This window comes from Amycolatopsis sp. NPDC041971 (genome assembly GCF_055588925.1).
Map to the genome: position 1 here is coordinate 93454 of NZ_JBVJCE010000006.1, position 22063 is coordinate 115516.

The following is a 22063-nucleotide window of genomic DNA, read 5'->3' on the forward strand; positions in this document are numbered from 1 at the left end:
CGAAGCGAGTGTCAGGACTTCACCTCGTGTCGGCGCTCATCGAACTTCGGCACGCTGGACTCACGAGAAGTTCAGAGCGTGGCGGAATGTGCCGCGACGGCGCGGTGCACGTCCTCGGTGACCAGGTCGATGTTCATCATTGCCCCGGTCAGCCCACCCTGTGCGGCAGCGTCGATGACCTGCGCCCGGTGTCCTCGCACGTTGCCGGCCGCCCACACCCCGGGAACAGAGGTCGCTCCCGTCTGGGGGTCGGCGGGCAGGGTCTCGCCGATGAGCTGGCCGTCCATGTCCTTGACCTCGGCTGTCAGGCCCAGGTCTGCGAGCAGAGTGTCGACTTCGGCCACCGACACGGGGAAGACGACGGCGGCCTGGACTTCGGTCACGCTGTCACCGACCCGGACGCCGCTGAGTGCGTTGTCGGTGACCTCGACGCCGATGACCCGGCCGGGCACCACGCTGATCTGGCGCGCGGCGAGCTCGGTGCGTTGCGGCGCGGTCAGTTCCACGGACTCGTTGGTGAACAGGGTGACCTTCTCGCTCCACTGACGCCACAGTTGCGCCTGGTGGAGGGAGGCGACGCCGCTGGCGATCAGCCCGATTGCCTTGTCTCGGACCTCGTAGCCGTGGCAGTAGGCGCAGTGCAGCACGTCCACGCCCCAGCGGTCGGCGACGCCGGGAATGTCGGGCAGCTCGTCGACGACACCAGTGGCCACCAGTACCCGCCTTGCGTCAACAGTGCTCTCGTCGGCAAGGGTGACCCGCAGGGCATCCTCGCTGACACGCTCCACGCCGATCACGGTGTCGTCGCGGACGGTGCCGCCGTACTGCTCGACCTCCGATCGGCCGATGGCCAGCAGTTCGTGCGGATCGACACCTTCGCGTCCGAGATAGCTGTGGACCTGGGTGGCAGGCGCGTTGCGGGGCGTGCCTGCGTCGATGACCAGTACGTCACGCCGGGCACGGCCCAACGTCACAGCCGCCGCCAGGCCCGCTGGTCCACCACCGATGATGACTACGTCGTGAGTGCTCATGCGAGCAACGGTGCAGCGGCCAGTTGTCTGCCGCAACTTACCTTGCCGGAACGGCAACCTGCATCGACCTTCGGTGAACCCTGATAGAACCGCCGGCCAGCGTGCTGTACGACCATGATCGATCTCAGCGCCAACGACGTACCTATGTTCCCCAAGGCCGCGACAGCGAACATGACCGCACCGACGGCGGCCGGGCCTGTGCGTCGGTCGAGTCGACGGTGACCTTCGCCGGGATGTGTTCCCCGGTGCGGTGGTGGTTGACGCGGACGAACTCGACCGCGTCGAGCACCGACCAGAAAGCGGTGTTGACCTACTGGCACCGGCCACTGCACGCGATGACCGACGCCTTCACCGCGGCAGGGCTCCGGACGGCCGTCGTCAGCGAGCCCTACCCGGCGCCGGGCGCTCACGAGCGCTTTCCCGAGGAACTCGCGGACAAGACCGCCTTCATAGGCTTCCTGTTCTTCGTCCTCGAAGCCGTATGACAGGACGTGGCTATCCGGCTCCACCGGACAGCCACGTCGTCTTTCTCAGCTCAGTACTGCTGTCGCTGAGGTACGCGTCTGCGATACGCCCCCAGGTCCAGGTGCGCGCTTCCCACCGGACCGGTCCGATAACGCAGATCCGTCTTCGCTCGTCCCGTCACGCCGCCGACACCGAGCAGTGTCGCCGCGGCGACGCGCAGTAGTACGAGCAAGATTCCGGAGCAGATCTGCTTCAGATGTTTCCACTCTGGCGAACAGGCAGTCGCTGACCAGGCAAAACGCTCTCAGAAGGCCGCTGAGCGCCTAACTCGCCCCTCCCGGTGTCTTCCCGTTCGGCCTCCGTCGCCTCAGGGCGACCCATTCGACCCCACTCCGAGGGCACTCAGTCATAAGGGGCATTATCACGGTGCATACATTGGAACTCAGTTTAGCGCGCAGTATGCGCGAAACTAGTTACACGTATCGCGTAAACCACCAGAATCCAGGGTGGAACGCGAAATAGAGCGCGAAGACTCCAGAACTGGAGGGGGAGAGATCTGAGCGTGCTCAAGTAGGCGCAAGTCGCGCCAAAAGCCGCACGCCGCACCCGGGAGAGGGAAGCTTGGTCAGGGAAGGGCTTTGCCGAGCTGGTCCAGGCCCTTGCTGATCCCGTCCTCGATGCGCCGATACGCCTCAGCGCCGGTGACGAGGCTGTCCGCGATACCGCCGACCGTTTCCACGCCTGCCGTGAGCCGATCGCCGGCCGCGGTGAGGTGCTTGGTCATCGTGTCGCTGAAGGTGGCGGCGGCGGGAACCTCGCCGAGCAGATGCGACACCAGTTGCAGCCGTGACAGGGCCCCGGCCGCACCGCTCAAGGTGGACGTCGCCCCGTCCAGGAGGCCCGCGGCGCCGACCAGCGAGTCGGGGTCGGTTTCGTATCCGGCGTCGCCAGGGGAGAGCGCGCCGTCCGGGTCGAGGCCCAGCTCGTCCAGGGAGATCCTGGTCAGCTCGGGCTCGTCCCACTTCTCGCCCGGGTTCTTCTGGTAGCCGTAGGCGCCGGATTCGTGCGCCAACACGATCTCACCGTCGATCTCGACGGCCTCCTCGACGCCGTGCGAGTCGTACCCGTCGTCGTTGCCCGGCTCGCCGCCCTTCAGTTCGATCTCTTCGCGATCGTTGAAGTCGTACCACTCCGGTGTCCGGTCCTGTCTGAAGAACTTGCCGCTGTGCCCGTCGGATGAGGAGAAGATGAACTCGTCGTCGCGCACCACGACACCCTGGACGTTGTTCGGTGTCTCGATCGGCTCTCCGGCTTTGTCCGGCTCGGGTGAGCCGTTCTCGCCGACGGGGATTTCGTAAAGCCGGTTGTTCCCGTAGTCGCCCACGAAGAGCTTGCCTTGGGCGTAGGTGACATAGCTGTGAGCGGGTGTGGCGACCACGTCGACGGCGTCGACCGGTCTGCCGCTGTCCTGCGCGGCATCGAGTTCGGCCTTGTCGTAGACGTACACGTGTTCGTTGGACGACACCCAGACGTGTTCGCCGTCCGTCGCGACGCCGCCGGTATGCGTGGGCGCCCCTACCTCACCGTTGCCGTTGAGATAGACGTTCCCCGCTTCTCGGCCCGTCTCGTAGTCGACGTAGGTCAGCCTGCTCGGTGTCAGCCCCGGACCGATCGGGCTGTCGCCCGACCCGTCTCCGTCACCGTCGTGGTACGAGCCCACGAGCAGGTTCTTGCCGTCGTAGGCCAGTCCCTGGGATGTCCACGGCTGTCCGGGGTTGACGCCGCTGATGTCGGCGTTGCCCTCGCTGTCCCAGCCGCCGCCGGTCGTGGCCGCCAGCGCGTTCAGCTTGCTTTCGTAAGCCTGCTGCGCGGCGGTCAGTGCCCGGACGGTCTTCATCGCGATCTCCGGTGCTTCGAGAAGATCGCTCAGACCGAGCTTCCGCCACGGCGCGATGGCGGCGTCGGCCGACGTTCGCAGCGTGGTGTACGCCTTCGCGGCACCTTTGACGGCCGACTCCGCCGTGTGGAGTTGTTCGTACACCTCGGCGACGGCCCGTGAGGACTCTTTCGCCTTGCCGACGAACTCCGCCGCCGCCGTGCCGCGCCAGGACCGCGCCGCCCGCAGGGCGCCGTCGGAGATCCCGTCCGCGACGGTCTGCAATGAAGCTTTGGTGTCCGCGATAGTGGCGCCGACCTCCGCGATGCCTGCCGCGTCGCCGGAAGTGAGCTTGGCGTGGAGCGGTTCGGGATCAAGGAACGGCATCGGCTCTCCTCGGGCAGCCCCTGGTCAGGGTGAGTGTGCGCGTTCAGACGCCGCCAGGCGGACACCGGTTCCCGCGCGTCACCCACCCCGCCACCGCTCAGGACAGCATTCCGCCGTCCACCCGCAGGACCGTGCCGGTCACGTACGAGGCGCGGTCACTCAGCAGCCATGCCGCCGCCTGGGCGACCTCCTCGGGGTCGGCCACCCGCCCCAGCGGGGTGCGCGCGTTGAGCCGGTCGAGGATGCCCGGCGAGCTCTCGACCCACTCGTTGAACATCTCGGTCATCGTCGTGCCGGGCGCGACGGCGTTGACGCGGATCCCCTCCGGGCCGTAGGTGGTGGCGGCCGAGGCGGTGAGGCTGTTGACGCCGCGTTTCATCGCCCCGTACGCGGGGAGCTCCGGGTTGGCCATCAGGCTGCCGACACTGGTGTTGTTGACGATGGCCCCGGTCTTCGCGGTGGCCCGGATCGCCTCGATCTCGGCGACCATCGCCAGCCACGGGCCCTTGAGGTTGACCGCGTAGATGCGGTCGAAGTCGGCTTCGGTGACCTGGTCCATCGGGCCGGGCGGCACATTCGTCGCGCCGTTGTTGAACGCGACGTCGAGCCTGCCGTGCAGTTCCACGGCGCGGTCGACGGCCGCGCGGACGCTCGAGGCGTCACCGAGGTCGCACACCACGTGGTCCGCGACGCCGCCCTCCGCGCGGATCTCCTCGGCAACAGCCTTGAGCTGGGGCTCGGTGCGGGCGGCTAGCACGACACGCGCGCCCTCCCTGGCGAACAACCGCGCGGCGGCGGCGCCGATACCGCGGCCGGCGCCGGTGACGAAGGCGACCTTGCCGTCCAGCAGGCCCGAAACAGTCGTTGTCATGGTCATGGCACCGAGATTTCACCCGCTCTCGGCGGCTATCCAGGCATCGGCGGTACCTGGCTCGCGTACCGGCATCGTCCACACTGGAGTGGTGGACAGACGAGAACTCGCGGACTTCCTGCGCAGCAGGCGTGAGCGGATCACCCCCACCGACGTCGGCCTTCCCGCCGGGCCGCGGCGCCGCACGCCGGGCCTGCGCCGCGAGGAGGTGGCGCAACTGGCGTTCATCTCGACCGAGTACTACACGCGGCTGGAGCAGGCCCGTGGCCCCCGGCCGTCCCGTGAGGTGCTGGCCGGGCTGACCAGGGCGCTACGGCTGTCGGACGCGGAACGCGATCACCTGCATCACCTGGCCGGCGCGCCCCCGGGGCCACCGCCCGGCCCGTCCCGGGAGGTCCGGCCGAGCATTCTCGCGCTGTTGCACCGTCTCCCGCAGGCGGCGGCGATCGTGCTGTCGGCGACCTACGACGTGCTCGCCTGGAACGACCTCGCCGCGGCACTGATGGAGGACTTCTCCGCCCTGCCACGGCGTGACCGCAACCTTCTGCGCCGCGCGTTCCTCGGGCCCCGGCCGGAGGGGAGACGGCTGTACGGGGTGTCCGACGCCGACGAGTTCTCGGCGAGCGCGGTCCGGAATCTCCGGGCCACCGCCGGCCGTTATCCCGACGATCCCGAGGTCACCGGGCTGATCCGGGAACTCCTCGACGGCAGCGAGGAGTTCGCCAGGCTGTGGGCCGCGCACGACGTCTGTGCCGGGCCCACTCTGTGCAAGACCTTCCGGCATCCGGTGGTGGGCCCGGTCAGCGTGAACTGCGACGTCCTGGACATCAGCGACCGCGACCAGCAGGTCCTGATCTACACCGCCGATCCGGGCACGCCGTCGGAGAACGCGTTGCGGCTGCTATCGGTCGTCGGAACGCAGCGGATGGACGCCCCACTCTGAGCGCTTTGTAGGTTCCCTCGATACCAGTGGACCGATCCTCAGGGCGATCGCCAGCGCGAACCGGCCAGCCGGATCGTCGATCTTGCCGCCGAACAACGTCCGCAACTGCCGGATGCGATACCGGACGGTCTGGACGTGGACGTGCAGTTCGACACCGATCGCCTGGGGCTGATCCGGCCGCGCGAGCCACGCCGTGAGGGTCGCGGTGAGCCGTTGCCTCGCCGGTTCGGGCAGGCTTGCCAGCGGGGCGAGGACCTCCTTCGAGAACTCGGCGGCGAGTTCGGGATCGGCGGTCAGCAGCAGGTCGATGCGGTGATCGGTGGTGTGCACGAGGGGCTCGCCGCCGAGGGCGCCGGTGCGGGTCAGCCGCCACAGCGCGCTCGCCCGGCGGGCGCTGAGCGCGGCCGAGTGAAGCGGCACGACCGGACCCACCCCGGCCTGATCTTCGTCGAGAAGATCCCGCAACCGGCCGAGATACCACTCGATCCGGTCGGCAGGCATCACCACGGCGGTCAGGTCGTGGTGACGGCCGATCAGCACCCGCCCCGGCATCCGGTCCAGCAACTGCGGGGCGACATCTGCACTGGTGACGGCGATGCCGAGGCGGCCGGGCAATAGCCACGCGGCCTGACTCGCGGCGTCGTCGAGCACGTCCCTGGCGGCGGCCGGTTCGGCGAGGAGGAGGCTGAGGAGCCGATCCCGTCGCGCCTGCCCGGCCCGCGCCGCCTGTGACCGCGCTTCGGCGTACCCGTCGGCGGCCGCGGCCGAGAGTTCCGCGATGAAGGCGAAAAGCGCCTCACCGAGTTCGACGATCGACTGGGTCGGCAGGTCCACGGCCGGTGCCGCCGAGGTGAGCTGCCGCCAGACCCCCAGTGCCGCCGACTGGTAGAAGCCGAGCATTTCCTCGAGGCTGCGGCCGGCGGTGTGCTGGGCCCGGCCCTGCGCCCGGTAGACCTGGCGGTCGGTGGTGGTGTCGGGATGGCCGATCTCGCTGAAGAAGGCGTGCAGCGCGAGGTCGAGGGTGACTTGGAGGTTCGCGGCCGTCCGGTCGTCCAGCGGGGTTCGCAACCCGGCGCGGACCTGGTCCATCGCGGCGGACGCGATCGCGGCGGTGTCCGGTTCCAGCCGGGTCAGCACCGAGGCGTCCAGCCTGCGCCATGGCTGTGCCGCCGCCTTCGTCATAGAGGGAACCTACAAAACTCCGATCAAGAACGCGCGCCTCCGTTCTAGTGGTTTTCCGCTGCTCAGCGGACGCTGACCGCAGCATTCGACGACGCATGCAGGAGGCGGCAGTGACACGTACGCGCTGGGCAAGACTCGCCCGGATCGCCGCGGTGGTGGGTACCGCGCTGACCCTCGTCGGAATCGGGACACCGGCCCTCGCCGCGGCGGAACGTCAGGTGTACGTCGCCATGGGTGACTCGTTCTCGGCGGGCTCCGTGGTCCTGCCGCAGTCCGATCTGCTCACCTGCGCCCGGTCCGCGATCAACTACGCCGGTCTGCTGGCGAAGCAGCTCGAGGTCGACGAACTCCGTGACGTCACCTGCGGCGCCGCGACCACGTCCCATTTCACCAACCCGCAGAAGGGCATCATCTCCGGCACCAACCCGCCGCAGTACGACGCGCTGTCGGCCGACACGACACTGGTGACCGTCGGGATCGGCGGCAACGACGTCGGGCTGGTCGGACTCGCGACGTCGTGCGTGAACCTGCTTCCGGTGGGCGCCTCGTGCAAGGCCGCCAACACCGCGGGCGGGGTGGACAAGTACGCGACCGAGATCGACGCCTTCGCCGCGACCTACGGAACGGTCATCGAGCAGGTCCGCCAGCGCGCGCCGCGGGCCGAGATCGTCATGGTCGGCTACCCGACCGGGATCAAATCCGGCGGCTGCTGGCCGCTGGTCCCGGTCCTGCCGCAGGACGCCGACTACATCCAGGCCAACATCGACCGGCTCAACGCGCGAATGGCCGAACAGTCCGCCGCGCACGGCGCGAAGTACGTCGACATCCGGACGCCGAGCATCGGTCACGACGCGTGCCGGCCGATCGGCGTCAAGTGGATCGAAGGGCTCATCCCTTCTGTGGTGAACAACAGCTTCGCGCCGCTGCACCCGAACGCAGCCGGGCTCGCGGCCGTGGTGCCCAGTATCCGCAAGGTGCTGTAGCCGCCGACGCTGGGAAAGGACCGTTCCTTGCGAAATTCGCAAGGAACGGTCCTTTCCCAGCACGCGCGGGGGAGGTGATCAGGCGGTCGGCGCCCAGTACAGGAGCCGGTTCGGGGAACCGGAGCCCGGGTTCGTCACCTTGCCGGGGGTGGCCGCGTTGATCAGCGCGGTCGCCACCTGTGCGGGCGTGGCGGTCTTGTTGTTCTGCAGGAACCGGGCCGCGACACCGACCACGTGCGGGGTCGCCATCGAGGTGCCGCTGATGGTGTTCGTCGCGGTGTCGTTGGTGTGCCAAGACGACGTGATGCTCGTGCCCGGCGCGAAGATGTCCACGACGCTGCCGTAGTTGGAGAAGCTGGAGCGCGCGTCGGTGTTGGTGCTCGAGCCGACGGTGATGGCCTGGGTCACGCGGGCGGGGGAGAAGCCCGAGGCGTTCGCGTTGGAATTCCCGGCGGCCACGCCGTAGGTGACGCCCGCGGTGATCGACCGGCGGACGGCGTCGTCGAGGGTGGTGGAGGCGCCGCCGCCGAGGCTCATGTTGGCCGCGGCCGGTTTGACGTGGTTCTTGGTGACCCAGTCGATGCCCGCGATGACGCCGGCGGTGGTGCCGCTGCCGGAGTTGTTGAGCACGCGGACGCCGTAGACCGTGGCGCCCTTGGCGATGCCGTACTGCGAACCGGCGATGGTGCCGGCGACATGGGTGCCGTGACCGTTCCCGTCCTGGGCGACGGCGTCGTTGTCGACGAAGTCGTAGCCGTTGCGGGCGCGGCCGCCGAAGGTCTGGTGGCTGATCCGCACGCCGGTGTCGATGACGTAGACGTTCACGCCCGCGCCGGTCGAGGTGTAGCTGTAGCGCTGGTCGAGCGGGAGGTTGCGCTGGTCGACGCGGTCGAGGCCCCACGACGGCGGGTTGATCTGGGTCGCGTCCGCGTGGACGACCTGGTTCTGCTCGACGGACGCCACCGAGGGGTCGCCGGCGAGCCGTTTGGCCTGCCGCTCCGACAGCGTCGCGGAGAAACCCTTGAGCGAGCTGCTGTAGACCTGCTCCACCTTCGCGCCGAACCGATTCGCCAGCGCGTCCACGACGCCGGTGTCCTTCAGCGTGACGATGTAGCTGTTCGGGATCGCTTCGGCGGATCCGGCGGCGAGGATCTGTCCTTCGGCGGCCTGCGCGGGTGCGGCGGTCACGCTGATCGCCACCGCGACCGCGCTCGCCAGTCCGGCACGGGACAGCCAACGCGCTTGTCTCGTCTCTCGCATGTGTTCGTCCTGTCGTTCGCAGGGGACCGGCCGGTCAAGACCACAGCGGCGGAAAGCGGCCCAGCTCGACCGCATGGGACGGCACCTGCCGAATCCCACGAAGTTCGAGGTTATTGAGCGTTTGACCTGTCCGATATCGACTGAACGGGGCAGGACCCGACCTTCGTCTGGCGGCCATTGGCGGCGGGTGCCCTGCACGGAAAGTGCACCTCGGCCCCGCCGTACCCTGGGGAGGGAACACCCTGCCGAGCATCTGGAGTCCGAACCACCGTGCCAGCCCTTTCCAGCCTGCGAGCCGACTGCGAGAACTGCTTCGGCCTGTGCTGTGTCGTCCCGGCCTTCGCGGCGTCGGCCGACTTCGCGATCACCAAACCGGCGGGACAGGCGTGCCCGAACCTGCGCGAGGACTCCCTGTGCGGCATCCACGACAAGCTCCGCAAGACGGGCTTCACCGGCTGCACGGTCTACGACTGCTTCGGCGCGGGCCAGAAGGTCTCCCAGGTCACCTTCGACGGCGAGGACTGGCGGAAAGCGCCGAAGACGGCGAGAACGATGTTCGCGGTCTTCCCGGTCGTGCGGGATCTGCAGGAACTGCTCTACTACCTCACCGAGGCGGTCTCACTGCCGACGTCCGCCACGATCCGCGACGACCTGACCGAGATGATCGACCGGACGGAGCGGATGACGCTGGAGACGCCCGGGGTGCTGCGGACACTGGACGTCCACACGCACCGGGGCGCGGTGAACGGACTGCTGGTGCGCGCCAGCGAACTCGCCCGAGCCGAGGTGCCGGGCAAGAAGAAGGATCGGCGGGGCGCCGACCTCATCGGCGGGAAGCTCAAGGGCGCGAACCTGCGCGGCGCGCTTCTGCGCGGGGCGTACCTGATCGGCGCGGACCTGCGGGGAGCCGATCTCCGGCGGGCCGACGTCACCGGGGCGGATTTGCGTGACGCCGACCTCCGCGGAGCCGATCTGCGCGACGCTCTCTTCCTCGTTCAGTCCCAACTGGACGCGGCGAAGGGCGATGCGACCACGAAGCTGCCGGCGTCGGTCTCCCACCCCACCCACTGGTAACCCCGCATTTCGTCCTCTGGATGCGGTAGTTGGTATCGCGAACTACCGCATCCAGAGGACGAAACGCGAGGGGAAAGTGCGCATCGGGTGAGCGGTTCGGCTGCGAGACTGGGCGTATGCGTGCCGATCGCCTGGTGGCCACCCTCCTGCTGATGCAGGCCCGTGGCCGCGTCACGGCTTCCGAATTGGCTGGCGAACTCGAGGTCTCGGTCGCCACCGCCCGGCGTGACCTCGAAGCGCTGTCCGCGGCGGGCGTGCCGGTGTATCCGCAACCCGGCCGTGGCGGCGGCTGGTCCTTGATCGGCGGCGCGCGGACCGACCTCAGTGGACTGTCCGCGTCGGAGGCGCAGGCGCTGTTCCTGCTCGCGGGTCCGACCGCGTCGATCTCGCCCGAGGTCAAATCCGCGCTGCGCAAGCTGGTCCGGGCCCTGCCCGACACCTTCCGCGCCGACGCGCAGGCCGCCGCGGCCGCGGTCGTCATCGACCCGTCTCGGTGGGGTGAGCGCGAGAAAGAACGACCCGAGCTGCTCACCGTGCTGCAGGCCGGGATCGTCCGGCGCCGCAAAGTCCGTTTCGGCTACGCGAAAATGGGCGCGGAACCGGTCGAGCGGATCGTGGATCCGTGGGGACTCGTGGACAAGGACGACATCTGGTACCTCGTCGCCGGTACCGAGAAGGGTCAGCGCACCTTCCGCGTCGACCGCATGTCCGGCGCCGAGGTGAGCGACCTGCCCGCCGGCCGCCCGGACGACTTCGAGCTTTCCCTGGCATGGGAACAGGTCGTCGACCGGGTCGAGCAACGGCGTTCGGGGCTGGACGCGACCGTGCTCATCGCCGAGCGGCATCTGCCGATCCTCCAGGACCACTTCGGACGGCAAGCGCGCGTCGAGGAGACGCTCGACGACGGGCGCGTGCGGGTGACGGTTTCGGCACCGGCGGCGTGGATGATCGCCCAGCAGCTCGCGGGCTGGGGCTCGATGATCGAGGTGCTGGGCCCGCCGTCGGTCCAGGAGGAACTCGCGCGGATCGGCGCGGAACTGATCGAGCGCTACGCGGCTCCGGCGCGGTAAACCTGCGGGCTGACCCCGTGTTCGCGTTTGAACGCGGTGCTGAGCGCGAACGGACTGCCGTAACCGACCTGCCGGGCGACCGCGCCGATCGTGACGTCGGGGTGCTGGCGCAGGAGATCCGCGGCGAGCGCGATCCGCCAGCTCGCGAGGTACGCCATCGGCGGTTCGCCCACCGCGGCGGTGAACCGCCGGGCGAAAGCGGCCCGGGACACTCCGGTGTCGGCGGCGAGACTCGCCACCGTCCACGGTTCGGAAGGCTTGTGCTGCAACAGTTTCAGCGCCCGTCCGACGACGGGGTCGCTGTGCGCGCGATACCAGGCGGGAGCCGCGGCGCCGGGCCGGTCGAACCAGGTCCGCAGCGCGGCGACCAGCAGCAGATCGAGAACCCGGTCCAGGACGGCTTCCTGACCGGGCGTGTCCTTGACGATCTCCCCGGCGAGCAGCGGCACGAGCGGGTTCTCCCACTCCTCGTCCCGCACGACCAGAAGTGACGGCAGCGCGTTGAGGAGCCGTTTGCTGATCTCGCCTTCCAGCGGATAGGTGCCGGTGAGCAGCACGACGGGGCCGTCCGGATCGCTGCCCCAGGTGCGGACACCGAGGTCGGACCACTCGGTGAGGTGCTGTCCGTCCGGGGCCAGGCATGCCTGGCCCGGCAGGATCATCGCCTGCGGCGGTGTGGCCGGGTCGTCGGCGACGAGATACGCGTCCGGGCCGCGGGCGATGGCGATGTCACCGGTGCCGAGATGGACGGCGTCCCCGTGATCGGGAACGACCCAGGACTCGCCGCGAACCTGCGCCATCACCGTCAGCGGCGCCTCGTCCTCGACGCGCAGCGACCATGGCGGGGTCATGACCGACTTCAGCAGGAAAGCACCGCGGGCACGAGGTCCGTCCAGCAGACCAGCAAGGGGATCCATGCCACCGAGTGTAGACGATAAAACATGGAACAGAGCCTTTGAACTATGTTCCGTCTCATCTTGAGCCGCTTGACTAAGGGCATGACAAACACGAAGAACAACGAGACGGTCCTGGTCCTCGGCGCGACTGGCAAGACCGGGAGCCGGGTGGCGCAGCGGCTGACCGAACAGGGGATCGAGGTCCGCAAGGCCTCACGGCCCACGTTCGACTGGGACGACCGCTCGACCTGGACCGCCGCGGTCACCGGAGTCGGCGCAGCCTACCTCACCTACTACCCCGACCTCGCCTTCCCCGGTGCCGCCGAGGCGATCCGCGACTTCTCGAAGCTGGCCGTGGAACACGGTGTCCGGCGGCTGGTCCTGCTGTCCGGCCGCGGCGAGGAAGAGGCCGAGGTCAGCGAGCAGGGTGTGCGGGACTCCGGTGCCGAGTGGACGGTCGTGCGGTCGAGCTGGTTCGCACAGAACTTCAGCGAGCACTTCCTGCTGGAACCGGTACTCGCCGGCGAGATCGTGCTGCCCGCCGGGCAGGTGACCGAGCCGTTCATCGACGTCGAGGACATCGTCGACGTCGTGGTGACGGCGTTGACCACCGACGGGCACAACGGCGAGGTGTACGAGCTGACCGGGCCCAAGTTGCTGGGTTTCGCCGACGCGGCAGCGGAAATCAGTAAGGCCGCGGGGCGGGATGTCCGGTACGTTCCGGTTTCCGCCGCGGAATTCGCGGCGGGCGCGGCCGAACAGGGCGTGCCGGAGGAGGAGATCGAAGGCCTGACCGACCTGTTCACGCGCGTCCTCGACGGCCGGAACGAATCGATCACCGGCGACGTCGAGAAGGTGCTGGGCAGGCCCGCCAGGGACTTCTCCGAGTACGCCACGAAAGCCGCGGCCACTGGGGTCTGGAATCGATGAACCGAGCAAGGCTCGGAAGGAAGGCGACCGGAATGTCGACGCTGAGCGAGATCGCCCTGATCGCGGCAGTCATCACCGCGGGGTTGATCGCGGGCTTGTTCTACGCCTATACGTGCTCGGTCATGCCGGGGCTGGCGCGGGCCGACGCCCGGACGTACGTGACCGGGATGCGGGAAATCAACATCGCGATCCTCAACGGCTGGTTCGCGCTGAGTTTCGGCGGCGCGCCCTTGCTCGCCGCGGTGGCGGCGGTGCTGCACTTCCGGTCGGAAGTGCGGTCCGCGCTGCCGTGGCTCATCGCGGGGTTCGTCCTGCTGCTGGTGATGCTGATCGTGACCATGGCGATCAACGTGCCGCTGAACAACGCGCTCGAAGCCGGCTTCGACGGCGACAACACCGACTTCGACGCATTGCGGGCGAAGTTCGAGGGTGTCTGGGAACGCTGGAACCTCGTCCGGACCTTGGCCGCGATCGGTGGCTTCGGTGCTCTGGTCGGCGGGTTGATCGTGCACGTCCGCGCCTGATCCGCCTCGCGGCGCGCTATGAACGGTCCTTTACTTGCAAATTCTGCAAGTAAAGGACCGTTCATAGCGGCGGTTCAGCCCCTACGTGGAGGGAGCCTTCGCAGCGCGGGACCGCCCTCAAGCGCCGAGGACCTCCCGGAGCAGCGGAGCGAACGCGGCGGCCTCGGCGGCGAAACCACCGTGATCGCCGGGGAAATAGGTCGGTTGCCGACGCCGACGACGATCCGCGTCCCCGACGCCTTCAGCGCCGCGTAGTCCGGACAGCGCGGGGTGACAGCAGGTGAAGATCAGCCGGAGCCTGTCGTCGTGGATGCCGCTCTCGTCCCGTTCCGGCTCGCCGGGCGCGTTCAGTTCGGCGGCCTCCCGGAGTTTCTCCGAGCTGACCGCCTCTCGCCGGATCCGGTCGGTGGCCCGGTTACGTGCCGCCGTGGTCAACCAGACGCCGGGTTTCGCCGGGACACCGTCGCGCGGCCAGGTGCGCACCGCGAGGGCGAACGCCTCCTGGACGCATCCTCGGCCAGCTCCCGGTCGCCGGTGACCCGGATCAGGGTGGCGATCACCTGCCCGGACTCTTCACGGAACGCCTGGGTGATCGCGGCGTCGAGGTCGGTGGTCATCGGAGCAGTCCTTCGAGCAGCGAAACGGCCTTCTCCGGCGTCGGGTACGCGATGACCTCGTCCCGCAACCGCGCGGCCGCGTCCCGATAGGACGGTTCCGCGAGCACCGTGGTCACGGCATCGCGGATGTCCGCCGGTGTCGCACCGATGACGTCGAGGACCGTGCCGAGCCCGAGTTCGGTGACACGGTCGGCGTTGTGGGGCTGGTCGGCGCCCATCGGCAGCACCACCATCGGGAGACCGTGGGCGATCGCGCCCAGCAGGCTGCCCGAACCGCCGTGGGTGAGGGCCGCGTCGCAGTACGGGAGGACGTCGTCCTGCGGCAGGTATTTCGCGAGGTGGATGTGCTCCGGCCGGCGGCCGAACTCGGCGGGATCGATGAGGTTCCCGACGGTCACCACGCATGTCGCGTCGACCTCCCGCAGCCCGGCCAGCACCCGGGTGAACAGATCGCCGGATTCGGTGTTGAAGATCGTGCCGAGGGTGAAGTAGAGCGCCGGGCGGCCCTCGACGTGCCAGTCCGGCGTCGACCCGCGACCGGGAACAGGACTGTGGAACGGCTGTGTGGTCAATGGCAGCGGGAACCGGGGATCGCGGAAGCTCGCGGGGAACGGGGAGAGCACGAGATGGCGGTAGGCCATTTCGAGGTCCCGCTGCGGGGCAAGCCCGTGGGCGGCCCGGACCTCGTTGAGCGCGTCGTCGACCAGGTCGGGACGGATGAGGACGCCCGCCGCGATGACCAGGACCGTCGCGTGGGGGAGACGGAGCTTTTCGGCGGCGATCATCGCACCGTGATCGGCTTCGTCGCAGACGAGCAGATCCGGCGCCCAGTCCGCGCAGAGCGCCAGGACGTCGTCCGCGCGCAGGGGTGCGGTGCGGCGGACGAAACCGTCGCGGAGGTCGGCGTCCTCGCGGTCCCTGTCCACGGGCAGCAACGGGCGGCGTGCGCCTTCACTGCCGAGGTTCGGACCTGACGGGAACGCGGTGAAACCGGCCGCCTCGACCACCGGGACCATCAGCGGTTCACCGGTGAACGCGATCGTGTGCCCGGCGTCGGCGAGCGCGCGGGCGATCGGCAGGAGCGGCCGGAAGTGACCGTTGCCGCCGACGAAGGTGAACAGGACACGCATGCGATCGACCCTATCGGCGGGCCCCCGGCGTTGCCTCGCTTCCCGCCCGGCAGGGCAGCGCTACCCTGCTGCGGTGATCGATACGGACGCCGACGAGGTCCGGCTGTGCGCGCTGGAAGGCTGCGAGAATCCTCTGCCCCCGCCCGCGGTGGACGCCGAGGGGAAACGCAAAGGCGGTCGGCCTTCCGCCTACTGCGGTAAGACGCACGCCGACGCCGCGTCGCGCGCCCGTCGGGCGGCCGCGGTGGCGAGCGTGGCCGATCCGTTGCTCGAGGTCCGCCGGATCGCCGACGAGTTCACCCCGGCCGCGGCGTCGCTCGTGGAACTGCTGGACGCGATGCGCTCGCGGTTCGACAACGCCGCCGAGGCGGCACTGGGGCGGGTCACCGAAGCCGAGACCGACGCGGCCACGGCCCGGCGCGAGACCGAGGACGCCCAGCAGGCGGCGGCGAAGGCCGACACCGCCCGGGCGACCGCGCTGGCCGCGTCCCGGGACGACAAGATGGCCAAGGCCAAAGCGGAACGCGCCGCCGAACAGGCCTTGAAGGACGCGGAGGAGACTCGCCAGCGTTCGTGGACCGAGGTCGCCGCCCACGAACGCGCGCGAGGCGCCGCGGAAGCAGCGACCGTGGCGGCCGAGCGCGCCCGCGACGCGCTGGTCTCCGACCTCCGGACGCTGCGCGAGGACTTCGCGGCCGTCCGGGAGGAGAAAACCCGGCTGACAGCCGAGCTGGGCGAGCGGGACACGGCACTGGCTCGGGCGGTGGCCGAACTCGAATCCTTGCTGGACCGGCTCGACGAGGCGAAGGCCAGGGCGACGGTGTCCGAAAAGGACTGTGCCGCCGCACGCGAGGAATCCGCCGCCCTGCGTGGAGATCTGGACCGCGTCCGCGCCGAGCTCGCTCAGGAGCACACGGCCCGCAGCCTTGCCGAAGCCCGGGCGACGGCGCTGGCCGACGAACTGGATCGGGCACAGGCCCGTGCCGCCGCGGATCAGACGCGATACGACGACGTCGTCCGTCAGCTCGCCGAACTCGCCCGGCCCCCGGTCGCCGAAGAAGCGGCCACCCCTTCGCACGAACCGCCTGTGGAGCCATCCGAGCTCCAGTAGAGTCCACGGGCTGTGAGCGGGTACTCGGAAATCGCGGACGTCAAACGCGAGAACCGGAAGTCGTTCCTGACCGTGTGCACTCCCGACGCGGAGTGACGTTCCAACCCGCGGAGCCGCATATGGACACCCCGGACGACACCACCCGCACGAGCACCTCGCGGACGGTGTTCCGACGCGTCGTGCTCGGCGCGTTGGCGTGCGTCGCCGCGGTGATCGTGCTGCTCGTCGGCCGCGCGGTTCTCAGCGCGACCGGCTTGGCCACCGATCCGCACGGCTACGGGATGTTCGCGGGAATCCTGTTCACGGCGGTCCTGTCCCCGGTCGCGCTGGCGCTGTGGCTGCTCTACCGCTCACTGCGACGACGCGGCAAGTAACCTGACCGTGTCAAGAGGGCAGTTCGGCCCCTGAGGTGCCGGAGCCGCCGTTCACCAGCTGCTCGACCCCGTCCAGGATCCGCGCCAGCCCGAACCGGAAGGTGTGCAGCGGCGCGGTCGCCGCGCCGTGCGCCTCCCCGGCCGCCTGCCCGATCCGCGCCGCCAGCGGGAACAGCCCCGCGTCGGCCTCGGGGATCTGCGCGAGCACCGGCGCGCTGGCCGTCCACCACTCCATGTCGGTCAGCCCGGATCGCCGCACGAGACTCGCCGATTCGACCGAACCGCGCGCGATGCCCTGGACGAATCCGTTGACCATCGCCACCACGGCGTCCATTTCCAGATCGGTGAGCCCGATCGCGTCGACGGCCTTGAGTTCGCGTTCGTGTTTGGCGAAGGTGTGCGGGCCGAGGGGAAGACGGCCGGTGGTGAGCTGGAGCATCCACGGATGCCGGTGGTACATCTCCCACGCGTCCTCGGCGAGGATCGTCATCGTGACCCGCCAGTCGTGACTCTCCGGCGGGTCGGTCAGTTCGCCGTGGACCCGGTCGATCATCAGATCGAGCAGTTCGGCACGGCCGGGGATGTAGGTGTAGATCGTCATGGGGGAGACACCGAGCCTCTCCGCGCCCCGGCGCACCGAGAGCGCGGTGATGCCTTCGGTGTCGGCCAGTTCGATCGCGGCGGTGACGATCTCCTCGACGGTGAGCTTCGGTTTGGGGCCGCGACGGGGTTTCTCACGCACACCCCAAAGCAGTTCGATGGTCCGCCGTGGATCGCCCGTGCCGATGTGGTCCGCGTCTGTCATCACGATCTCTCTACAGTGTACAGAGTTGTGTTATCCTGAACTGTACACCGTACAGAGATTGGGGTTGAGTGGCGTCTCACGACGGTTTCGGCAGTGTCGTTTTCGAACCGAATAATCCCCCTCGGACCAGCGGATTCGTCTTCTGGAACGCCGAGGGGGACACGCCGGGGGCCGGGGAGGTGACAGTCGCCCTTCCCCAGATCGTCACAGTGCCCTGCGTACGGCTCCCGATGGCCGAGGCACTCCCCGCGCTGTTGCGGCTTCGTGGGAGCGACGATCCCTCCGCGCACTTCTGGAGCACAGCGGCCACGGCGGCGTTGAAGCTCGCCGAGGCGGGCAGGCTGCTTCCCGGGCTCACGGAGTCCGATGTGGACGCCTGGCGCGCGGGCCCGCTGGAACCCGCCGACGCCGCTTGGCTGCGCGAGTTGTCCGAAGCGATGCCGGCGCGGGCACGAGCGATCCCGGGCGAAGGAAACCTGCTCCCCGCGCGGTATCCGCTGCTACGCGCGTTTCTCGACGCCGTGGCCGACACCCTTCCCCGCACGTCCGCGGCCGCGCAGGCGGCGGGCGTCAAGGCGTTCGCCGCCGCTCCTTCGCACCGTCTCCCGCAGCTGCGGGACTGGGCGGCCGAGGTCGCGGCCGGGCTGGACTCCGGGGTCCGGGTCTCGGTGCGGATCGAGGCACCGGGCGACGACTTCACGACCGGCCGCTTCAGCGGGGTCGTCCAGGTGCACAGCCTCGCCGACCCCGGTGTCCTGATCGACGCCGCCGCGCTCTGGTCGGGTGACGACCGGTTCGGCCCGCGAGCGCGGATCGACGTCATGCTGGCCCTGCGCCGCGCCGCGCAGCTGTGGCCACCGCTGGAACCCCTGCTCAGCGCCGCGGTGCCCGACGAGGTCGGGCTCGGCGACACCGACATCACCGAACTGCTCACCACCGCCGCGCCCCTGCTGGCCACGGCGGGTATCGACGTGCACTGGCCGGCCGGTCTCGTCCGCGACCTGAGCGCGAAGGCTGTCGTCGGCGGCGGTGACGCGCCGCCGGACGACCTTCCGTCGTTCTTCGCCGGCGGCACGCTGCTGCGGTTCGACTGGCAGCTCGCGCTCGGTGGCGCGCCGCTCACCGCGGCCGAGATGGACGCGCTGGCCGAGGCGCACCGTCCCGTCGTGCGGCTGCGTGATCAGTGGGTGCTCGTTGACCCGGCGCTGGCGGCGAAGGCGCGGGACCGCGCCCTCAAACCGCTCACGCCGATCGACGCGCTCGGCGCCGCCTTGAGCGGGACGGCCGAGGTCGACGGTGAACGCGTGGACGTCCTCACCGACGGCTGGCTCGCCGCGTTGCGGGAGCGGCTGCTCGCGCCACCCGACCCGCAGGCGCCGCCGCGCGGTCTCGCCGCGACCCTGCGCGACTACCAGATGCGCGGCCTGCAGTGGCTGACCGCCATGACGTCGATCGGTCTCGGTGGGTGTCTCGCCGACGACATGGGTCTCGGCAAGACGATCACGCTGATCTCGCTCCATCTGCATCGCGCGGACGGCCCGACCCTGGTCGTGTGCCCGGCCTCGCTGCTGGGGAACTGGGAACGCGAGATCATCCGGTTCGCCCCCGGCGTCCCGGTACGCCGGTTCCACGGCACCGAACGTTCGCTCGACGAACTCGGCGACGGCTTCGTGCTCACGACCTACGGCACCCTGCGCGTCGACCCGGAACCCCTGGGCGGCGTCCAGTGGGGATTGCTGGTCGCCGACGAGGCCCAGCACGTCAAGAATCACCGCTCCGGCACGGCGAAGGCGTTGCGGACGCTGACGTCGTCGGCGCGGGTGGCGCTGACGGGCACACCGGTGGAGAACAACCTCTCCGAACTGTGGGCGATCCTGGACTGGACGACGCCGGGGCTGCTCGGCGCCATGGCCGATTTCCGCCGCGTGTGGGCGAAACCGGTCGAGTCCGGAAAGGATCCCGAAGCCGCGGAACGGCTGTCCCGGCTGGTCCGCCCATTCCTGTTGCGTCGCCGCAAATCCGATCCGGGGATCGCTCCGGAGCTGCCCGCCAAGACCGAGACCGACCGGCCGGTGACGCTCACGGCCGAGCAGGCGGCCCTGTACGAGGCGACGGTGCGTGAGCTGATGGCCGACATCGCCGGCAGCGAGGGCATCGCGCGCCGCGGCCGGATCGTCAAGCTGCTCACCGGACTCAAGCAGATCTGCAACCACCCCGCGCAGTACCTCAAGGAACCGTCGGACGCGGTGCTGGACGGCCGGTCGGGCAAGCTCGAACTGCTCGACGAACTGTTGGGCACGATCCTCGCCGAGGACGGCGCCGTGCTGGTGTTCACGCAGTACGTGGCCATGGCGCGGCTACTGGAACGTCATCTGGCCCAGCGCGGGATCGGCACGCAGCTGCTGCACGGCGGCACACCGGTGCCCAAACGCGAGGATCTCGTGCGCCGGTTCCAGGCCGGTGAGGCGCCGGTGTTCCTGCTGTCGCTCAAGGCGGCCGGAACCGGGCTCAACCTGACCCGCGCCGATCACGTCGTGCATTACGACCGCTGGTGGAATCCCGCGGTGGAGGACCAGGCGACCGACCGCGCGTACCGGATCGGGCAGACCAGGCCGGTGCAGGTGCACCGGCTCATCGCCGAGGGCACGGTCGAGGACCGGATCGCGGCGATGCTGCGGGAGAAACGCGCGCTCGCCGACGCGGTGCTCGCCGGCGGCGAGGCCGCCCTGACCGAACTGACCGACGCGGAACTGGCCGATCTGGTCGAGCTGAGGAGTCGCCGATGAGTACGCCCGACGATCGCGTCCGCGGCTTCCCGGCCTTCGGGCGTCAGGGTGGCCACGGCCAGTTCGCCCGCTCGTGGTGGGGCCGCGCGTGGATCACCGCGATGGAGGACACCGCGCTGGACCTGCGGCAGCTCAAACAGGGCCGCAAGTACGCCGCGGGGGGCCGGGTCGGCCCGATCACGGTCAGCCCGGGCCGGATCGCCGCCGTGGTCGACGACCAGGAAGGTCAGTACCGCACCGAGGTTCGCCTCGCGGAACTGACCGGTGACGAATGGGACCGGTTCCTCGACCGGGTCGCCTCCCGTGCCGGGCATCTCGCCGCGCTGCTGGACCGGGACATGCCGCACGACCTCGTCGAGGCCGCCGACGACGCCGGGGTGCATCTGCTGCCTGGGATCGGTGACCTGGACCCGGACTGCGACTGCCCCGGCTGGGAGCTGCCGTGCCGGCATGCCGCGGCGCTGTCGTTCCAGGCCTCGTGGCTGCTCGACGCGGACCCCTTCGTGCTGCTGCTGATGCGGGGCAAGGGGGAGGGGGAACTGCTCGACGAGCTCCAGCACCGCAACGCGCCCCGGTTCGTGCGCACCGGGGACGATGGCATCCCGGCCGAGCGCGCCTACGCCGACGAGCCGGGACCGTTGCCGGATCTCGCCGCGTTCGTCCCCGCTGGCGGCCCGACCGTGCCCGGGGCGCCCGGTATCCCGTCGGAGACCTTCGCCCTGCTAGTCGCCAACGCGGGCCAGGCCGCCGGTGCGCTGCTGACCTCACAGCCGAAGCTCACCCGCAAACAGGACTCCGTCCGCCTCGCCGCCACTCATCCGGAGGTCGCCGACAGGCTGCGCCCGGCCGAGAAGGGTGAGGACTTCGACCGCGCGGTGCTCGCCTGGCGGCACGGTGGCCGGGCCGGTCTCGAAGTGCTGGAGACCGCGTGGACACCGCCGTCGCAGGCGATGGGCCGCGCGCGGGCCGCGTTCACCGAGGTGGCAGACGATCCCGGCCAGGGCCTGGACGTCGAACGCAACCGCTGCACCGTCCACGGGACCGGGGTGCAGGTGCGGCTGGGCAAGGACGGGCTCTGGTACCCGTACCGGGATCAGTGGCCCGCCGGCCCGCCCGAAGCCGATCCGGGTGTGCTGTTCGCCGCGCTGCTCGGCTGATCCCACTGCCGTCCTCGCCGCAGCTCGGCCAAATGCGGCGAGGACAGGTGGAGGCTCCGATACCGGACTTCGTCCGACTCCGGAGCCTCGCCGGCCCACAGGCTGTAGCGGATGACCTGCCAGGTCCGCGGATCGACGGCCAGCGCGCCCGAATGCGCGCCGTCCTCGCGCAGGTGCTGGCGCAGCCCGTCGAGAGCCTCGCCGAGGAAGGTGACCGGGTCGGTCTCGCGAGGGATCCGCACGACGTGCTTTCCCGCCGCGACCGGAGGAACGCCGAACGCGGGCCCCTCCTCGAAGCCGAGCACGGTCCAGTGCTGCACGGCGGGACGCCCGAACGATTCGACGATGCCGCTGAACGGGCCGCCGAACAGGAAGGCGTTCATCCCGGCCTCGTCGTGCCACAGGTAGAACGGCGAGTACTGGTTCAGCGTCGAGCCGTCGACGCCGCGCTCACGGATCCCGTACACCTTCAGCCCGAGGCCGCCGAAGTCGTCGAGCAGATGCCCGCGCGTGGCGACACGCTCGCGGATGATGTCCATGTCGTAATCGGCGGGGAGAGTGATCTCGTACTGCATCGCATGCATGTTTTAC

20 protein-coding genes and 2 pseudogenes are annotated in these 22063 nt (G+C 69.7%); 11 read left to right on the forward strand and 11 right to left on the reverse strand.

Features of this window, described 5'->3' with window-relative positions; all coding sequences use genetic code 11:
* Positions 1 to 71: 71 nt before the first annotated feature.
* Entirely contained in the window at positions 72 to 1031 is a 960-nt protein-coding gene (locus ACZ6DT_RS15020; RefSeq protein ID WP_465594273.1) for an NAD(P)/FAD-dependent oxidoreductase, read from the reverse strand.
* A gap of 293 nt (positions 1032 to 1324) precedes the next feature.
* Here ACZ6DT_RS15020 and ACZ6DT_RS15025 point away from each other — a divergent pair.
* Positions 1325 to 1516 (forward strand): annotated as a pseudogene (locus ACZ6DT_RS15025) (SAM-dependent methyltransferase); the annotation flags it as partial.
* 50 nt (positions 1517 to 1566) lie between these two features.
* Here ACZ6DT_RS15025 and ACZ6DT_RS15030 read toward each other — a convergent pair.
* From ACZ6DT_RS15030 to ACZ6DT_RS15040, 3 genes are all read right to left on the reverse strand, one after another.
* Entirely contained in the window at positions 1567 to 1728 is a 162-nt protein-coding gene (locus ACZ6DT_RS15030; protein ID WP_465594276.1) for a hypothetical protein, read from the reverse strand.
* A gap of 393 nt (positions 1729 to 2121) precedes the next feature.
* Entirely contained in the window at positions 2122 to 3759 is a 1638-nt protein-coding gene (locus tag ACZ6DT_RS15035; protein WP_465594279.1) for a WXG100 family type VII secretion target, read from the reverse strand.
* A gap of 97 nt (positions 3760 to 3856) precedes the next feature.
* Positions 3857 to 4636 carry an SDR family NAD(P)-dependent oxidoreductase gene (locus ACZ6DT_RS15040; protein WP_465594282.1) on the reverse strand — a complete coding sequence of 260 codons (780 nt, stop codon included), beginning with the start codon at positions 4634 to 4636 and terminating at the stop codon, positions 3857 to 3859.
* An 85-nt stretch (positions 4637 to 4721) separates the two neighbouring features.
* On the opposite strand from ACZ6DT_RS15040, the gene ACZ6DT_RS15045 reads away from it, so the two are divergent.
* Positions 4722 to 5573 carry a helix-turn-helix transcriptional regulator gene (locus tag ACZ6DT_RS15045; RefSeq protein ID WP_465594285.1) on the forward strand — a complete coding sequence of 284 codons (852 nt, stop codon included), beginning with the start codon at positions 4722 to 4724 and terminating at the stop codon, positions 5571 to 5573.
* Here ACZ6DT_RS15045 and ACZ6DT_RS15050 read toward each other — a convergent pair.
* Positions 5532 to 6755 carry a PucR-like N-terminal domain-containing protein gene (locus tag ACZ6DT_RS15050; RefSeq protein ID WP_465594288.1) on the reverse strand — a complete coding sequence of 408 codons (1224 nt, stop codon included), beginning with the start codon at positions 6753 to 6755 and terminating at the stop codon, positions 5532 to 5534. The genes ACZ6DT_RS15045 and ACZ6DT_RS15050 overlap by 42 nt on opposite strands.
* 110 nt (positions 6756 to 6865) lie before the next feature.
* Here ACZ6DT_RS15050 and ACZ6DT_RS15055 point away from each other — a divergent pair, with 110 nt between their 5' ends.
* Positions 6866 to 7738 (forward strand): SGNH/GDSL hydrolase family protein, encoded by an 873-nt coding sequence (locus tag ACZ6DT_RS15055; protein ID WP_465594291.1) that lies wholly within the window; start codon positions 6866 to 6868, stop codon positions 7736 to 7738.
* A gap of 78 nt (positions 7739 to 7816) precedes the next feature.
* Here ACZ6DT_RS15055 and ACZ6DT_RS15060 read toward each other — a convergent pair whose 3' ends face one another.
* Positions 7817 to 8998, reverse strand: a complete 1182-nt coding sequence (locus ACZ6DT_RS15060; protein ID WP_465594294.1) for a S8 family peptidase — start codon at positions 8996 to 8998, stop codon at positions 7817 to 7819.
* Positions 8999 to 9268: 270 nt separating this feature from the next.
* Between ACZ6DT_RS15060 and ACZ6DT_RS15065 the strand changes: the two genes are divergently transcribed.
* A complete protein-coding gene (locus ACZ6DT_RS15065) occupies positions 9269 to 10072 on the forward strand; it encodes a pentapeptide repeat-containing protein (RefSeq protein ID WP_465594297.1) in 804 nt (267 codons plus the stop codon).
* A gap of 116 nt (positions 10073 to 10188) precedes the next feature.
* Positions 10189 to 11142, forward strand: a complete 954-nt coding sequence (locus tag ACZ6DT_RS15070) for a helix-turn-helix transcriptional regulator (RefSeq protein WP_465594300.1) — start codon at positions 10189 to 10191, stop codon at positions 11140 to 11142.
* On the opposite strand, the gene ACZ6DT_RS15075 is transcribed toward ACZ6DT_RS15070, so the two are convergent.
* Complete coding sequence (locus ACZ6DT_RS15075; protein WP_465594303.1) at positions 11121 to 12059, reverse strand: AraC family transcriptional regulator; 939 nt, start codon at positions 12057 to 12059, stop codon at positions 11121 to 11123. The genes ACZ6DT_RS15070 and ACZ6DT_RS15075 overlap by 22 nt on opposite strands.
* Positions 12060 to 12140: 81 nt before the next feature.
* Here ACZ6DT_RS15075 and ACZ6DT_RS15080 point away from each other — a divergent pair, with 81 nt between their 5' ends.
* Together ACZ6DT_RS15080 and ACZ6DT_RS15085 are read left to right on the forward strand one after the other, a co-directional pair.
* Complete coding sequence (locus ACZ6DT_RS15080) at positions 12141 to 12968, forward strand: Rossmann-fold NAD(P)-binding domain-containing protein (protein ID WP_465594307.1); 828 nt, start codon at positions 12141 to 12143, stop codon at positions 12966 to 12968.
* Between the two features lie 32 nt (positions 12969 to 13000).
* The gene (locus tag ACZ6DT_RS15085; RefSeq protein WP_465594310.1) at positions 13001 to 13492 is read left to right on the forward strand and encodes an anthrone oxygenase family protein; all 492 of its coding nucleotides are present in this window, start codon (positions 13001 to 13003) and stop codon (positions 13490 to 13492) included.
* A gap of 261 nt (positions 13493 to 13753) precedes the next feature.
* Here ACZ6DT_RS15085 and ACZ6DT_RS15090 read toward each other — a convergent pair.
* Positions 13754 to 14109 (reverse strand): annotated as a pseudogene (locus ACZ6DT_RS15090) (sigma factor); the annotation flags it as partial.
* A complete protein-coding gene (locus ACZ6DT_RS15095; protein WP_465594314.1) occupies positions 14106 to 15239 on the reverse strand; it encodes a glycosyltransferase in 1134 nt (377 codons plus the stop codon). The pseudogene ACZ6DT_RS15090 and the gene ACZ6DT_RS15095, both read right to left, overlap by 4 nt.
* 73 nt (positions 15240 to 15312) lie before the next feature.
* Here ACZ6DT_RS15095 and ACZ6DT_RS15100 point away from each other — a divergent pair, with 73 nt between their 5' ends.
* Complete coding sequence (locus ACZ6DT_RS15100) at positions 15313 to 16350, forward strand: hypothetical protein (RefSeq protein ID WP_465594317.1); 1038 nt, start codon at positions 15313 to 15315, stop codon at positions 16348 to 16350.
* A gap of 119 nt (positions 16351 to 16469) precedes the next feature.
* Positions 16470 to 16724: a hypothetical protein gene (locus ACZ6DT_RS15105; protein ID WP_465594320.1), complete on the forward strand. Its 255-nt coding sequence runs from the start codon at positions 16470 to 16472 to the stop codon at positions 16722 to 16724.
* Between the two features lie 10 nt (positions 16725 to 16734).
* On the opposite strand, the gene ACZ6DT_RS15110 is transcribed toward ACZ6DT_RS15105, so the two are convergent.
* Positions 16735 to 17529 (reverse strand): TetR/AcrR family transcriptional regulator, encoded by a 795-nt coding sequence (locus ACZ6DT_RS15110; protein WP_465594323.1) that lies wholly within the window; start codon positions 17527 to 17529, stop codon positions 16735 to 16737.
* Positions 17530 to 17597: 68 nt separating this feature from the next.
* Here ACZ6DT_RS15110 and ACZ6DT_RS15115 point away from each other — a divergent pair, with 68 nt between their 5' ends.
* Together ACZ6DT_RS15115 and ACZ6DT_RS15120 are read left to right on the forward strand one after the other, a co-directional pair.
* Positions 17598 to 20315: a DEAD/DEAH box helicase gene (locus ACZ6DT_RS15115; protein WP_465594326.1), complete on the forward strand. Its 2718-nt coding sequence runs from the start codon at positions 17598 to 17600 to the stop codon at positions 20313 to 20315.
* Positions 20312 to 21472 (forward strand): SWIM zinc finger family protein, encoded by a 1161-nt coding sequence (locus ACZ6DT_RS15120; protein ID WP_465594329.1) that lies wholly within the window; start codon positions 20312 to 20314, stop codon positions 21470 to 21472. Before ACZ6DT_RS15115 ends, ACZ6DT_RS15120 begins: the two co-directional genes overlap by 4 nt.
* Here ACZ6DT_RS15120 and ACZ6DT_RS15125 read toward each other — a convergent pair.
* The gene (locus ACZ6DT_RS15125; RefSeq protein WP_465594332.1) at positions 21409 to 22056 is read right to left on the reverse strand and encodes a DUF4865 family protein; all 648 of its coding nucleotides are present in this window, start codon (positions 22054 to 22056) and stop codon (positions 21409 to 21411) included. The two genes, ACZ6DT_RS15120 and ACZ6DT_RS15125, sit on opposite strands and share 64 nt — an antisense overlap.
* Between the last annotated feature and the right edge of the window lie 7 nt (positions 22057 to 22063).

Coding starts and splice junctions, on each gene's coding strand:
- ACZ6DT_RS15020 (WP_465594273.1), bottom strand. CDS start 1,031: ATGAGCACTCACGACGTAGTCATCATCGGTGGTGGACCAGCGGGCCTG.
- ACZ6DT_RS15035 (WP_465594279.1), bottom strand. CDS start 3,759: ATGCCGTTCCTTGATCCCGAACCGCTCCACGCCAAGCTCACTTCCGGC.
- ACZ6DT_RS15040 (WP_465594282.1), bottom strand. CDS start 4,636: ATGACCATGACAACGACTGTTTCGGGCCTGCTGGACGGCAAGGTCGCC.
- ACZ6DT_RS15050 (WP_465594288.1), bottom strand. CDS start 6,755: ATGACGAAGGCGGCGGCACAGCCATGGCGCAGGCTGGACGCCTCGGTG.
- ACZ6DT_RS15060 (WP_465594294.1), bottom strand. CDS start 8,998: ATGCGAGAGACGAGACAAGCGCGTTGGCTGTCCCGTGCCGGACTGGCG.
- ACZ6DT_RS15070 (WP_465594300.1), top strand. CDS start 10,189: ATGCGTGCCGATCGCCTGGTGGCCACCCTCCTGCTGATGCAGGCCCGT.
- ACZ6DT_RS15075 (WP_465594303.1), bottom strand. CDS start 12,059: ATGGATCCCCTTGCTGGTCTGCTGGACGGACCTCGTGCCCGCGGTGCT.
- ACZ6DT_RS15080 (WP_465594307.1), top strand. CDS start 12,141: ATGACAAACACGAAGAACAACGAGACGGTCCTGGTCCTCGGCGCGACT.
- ACZ6DT_RS15085 (WP_465594310.1), top strand. CDS start 13,001: ATGTCGACGCTGAGCGAGATCGCCCTGATCGCGGCAGTCATCACCGCG.
- ACZ6DT_RS15095 (WP_465594314.1), bottom strand. CDS start 15,239: ATGCGTGTCCTGTTCACCTTCGTCGGCGGCAACGGTCACTTCCGGCCG.
- ACZ6DT_RS15105 (WP_465594320.1), top strand. CDS start 16,470: ATGGACACCCCGGACGACACCACCCGCACGAGCACCTCGCGGACGGTG.
- ACZ6DT_RS15110 (WP_465594323.1), bottom strand. CDS start 17,529: ATGACAGACGCGGACCACATCGGCACGGGCGATCCACGGCGGACCATC.
- ACZ6DT_RS15120 (WP_465594329.1), top strand. CDS start 20,312: ATGAGTACGCCCGACGATCGCGTCCGCGGCTTCCCGGCCTTCGGGCGT.
- ACZ6DT_RS15125 (WP_465594332.1), bottom strand. CDS start 22,056: ATGCATGCGATGCAGTACGAGATCACTCTCCCCGCCGATTACGACATG.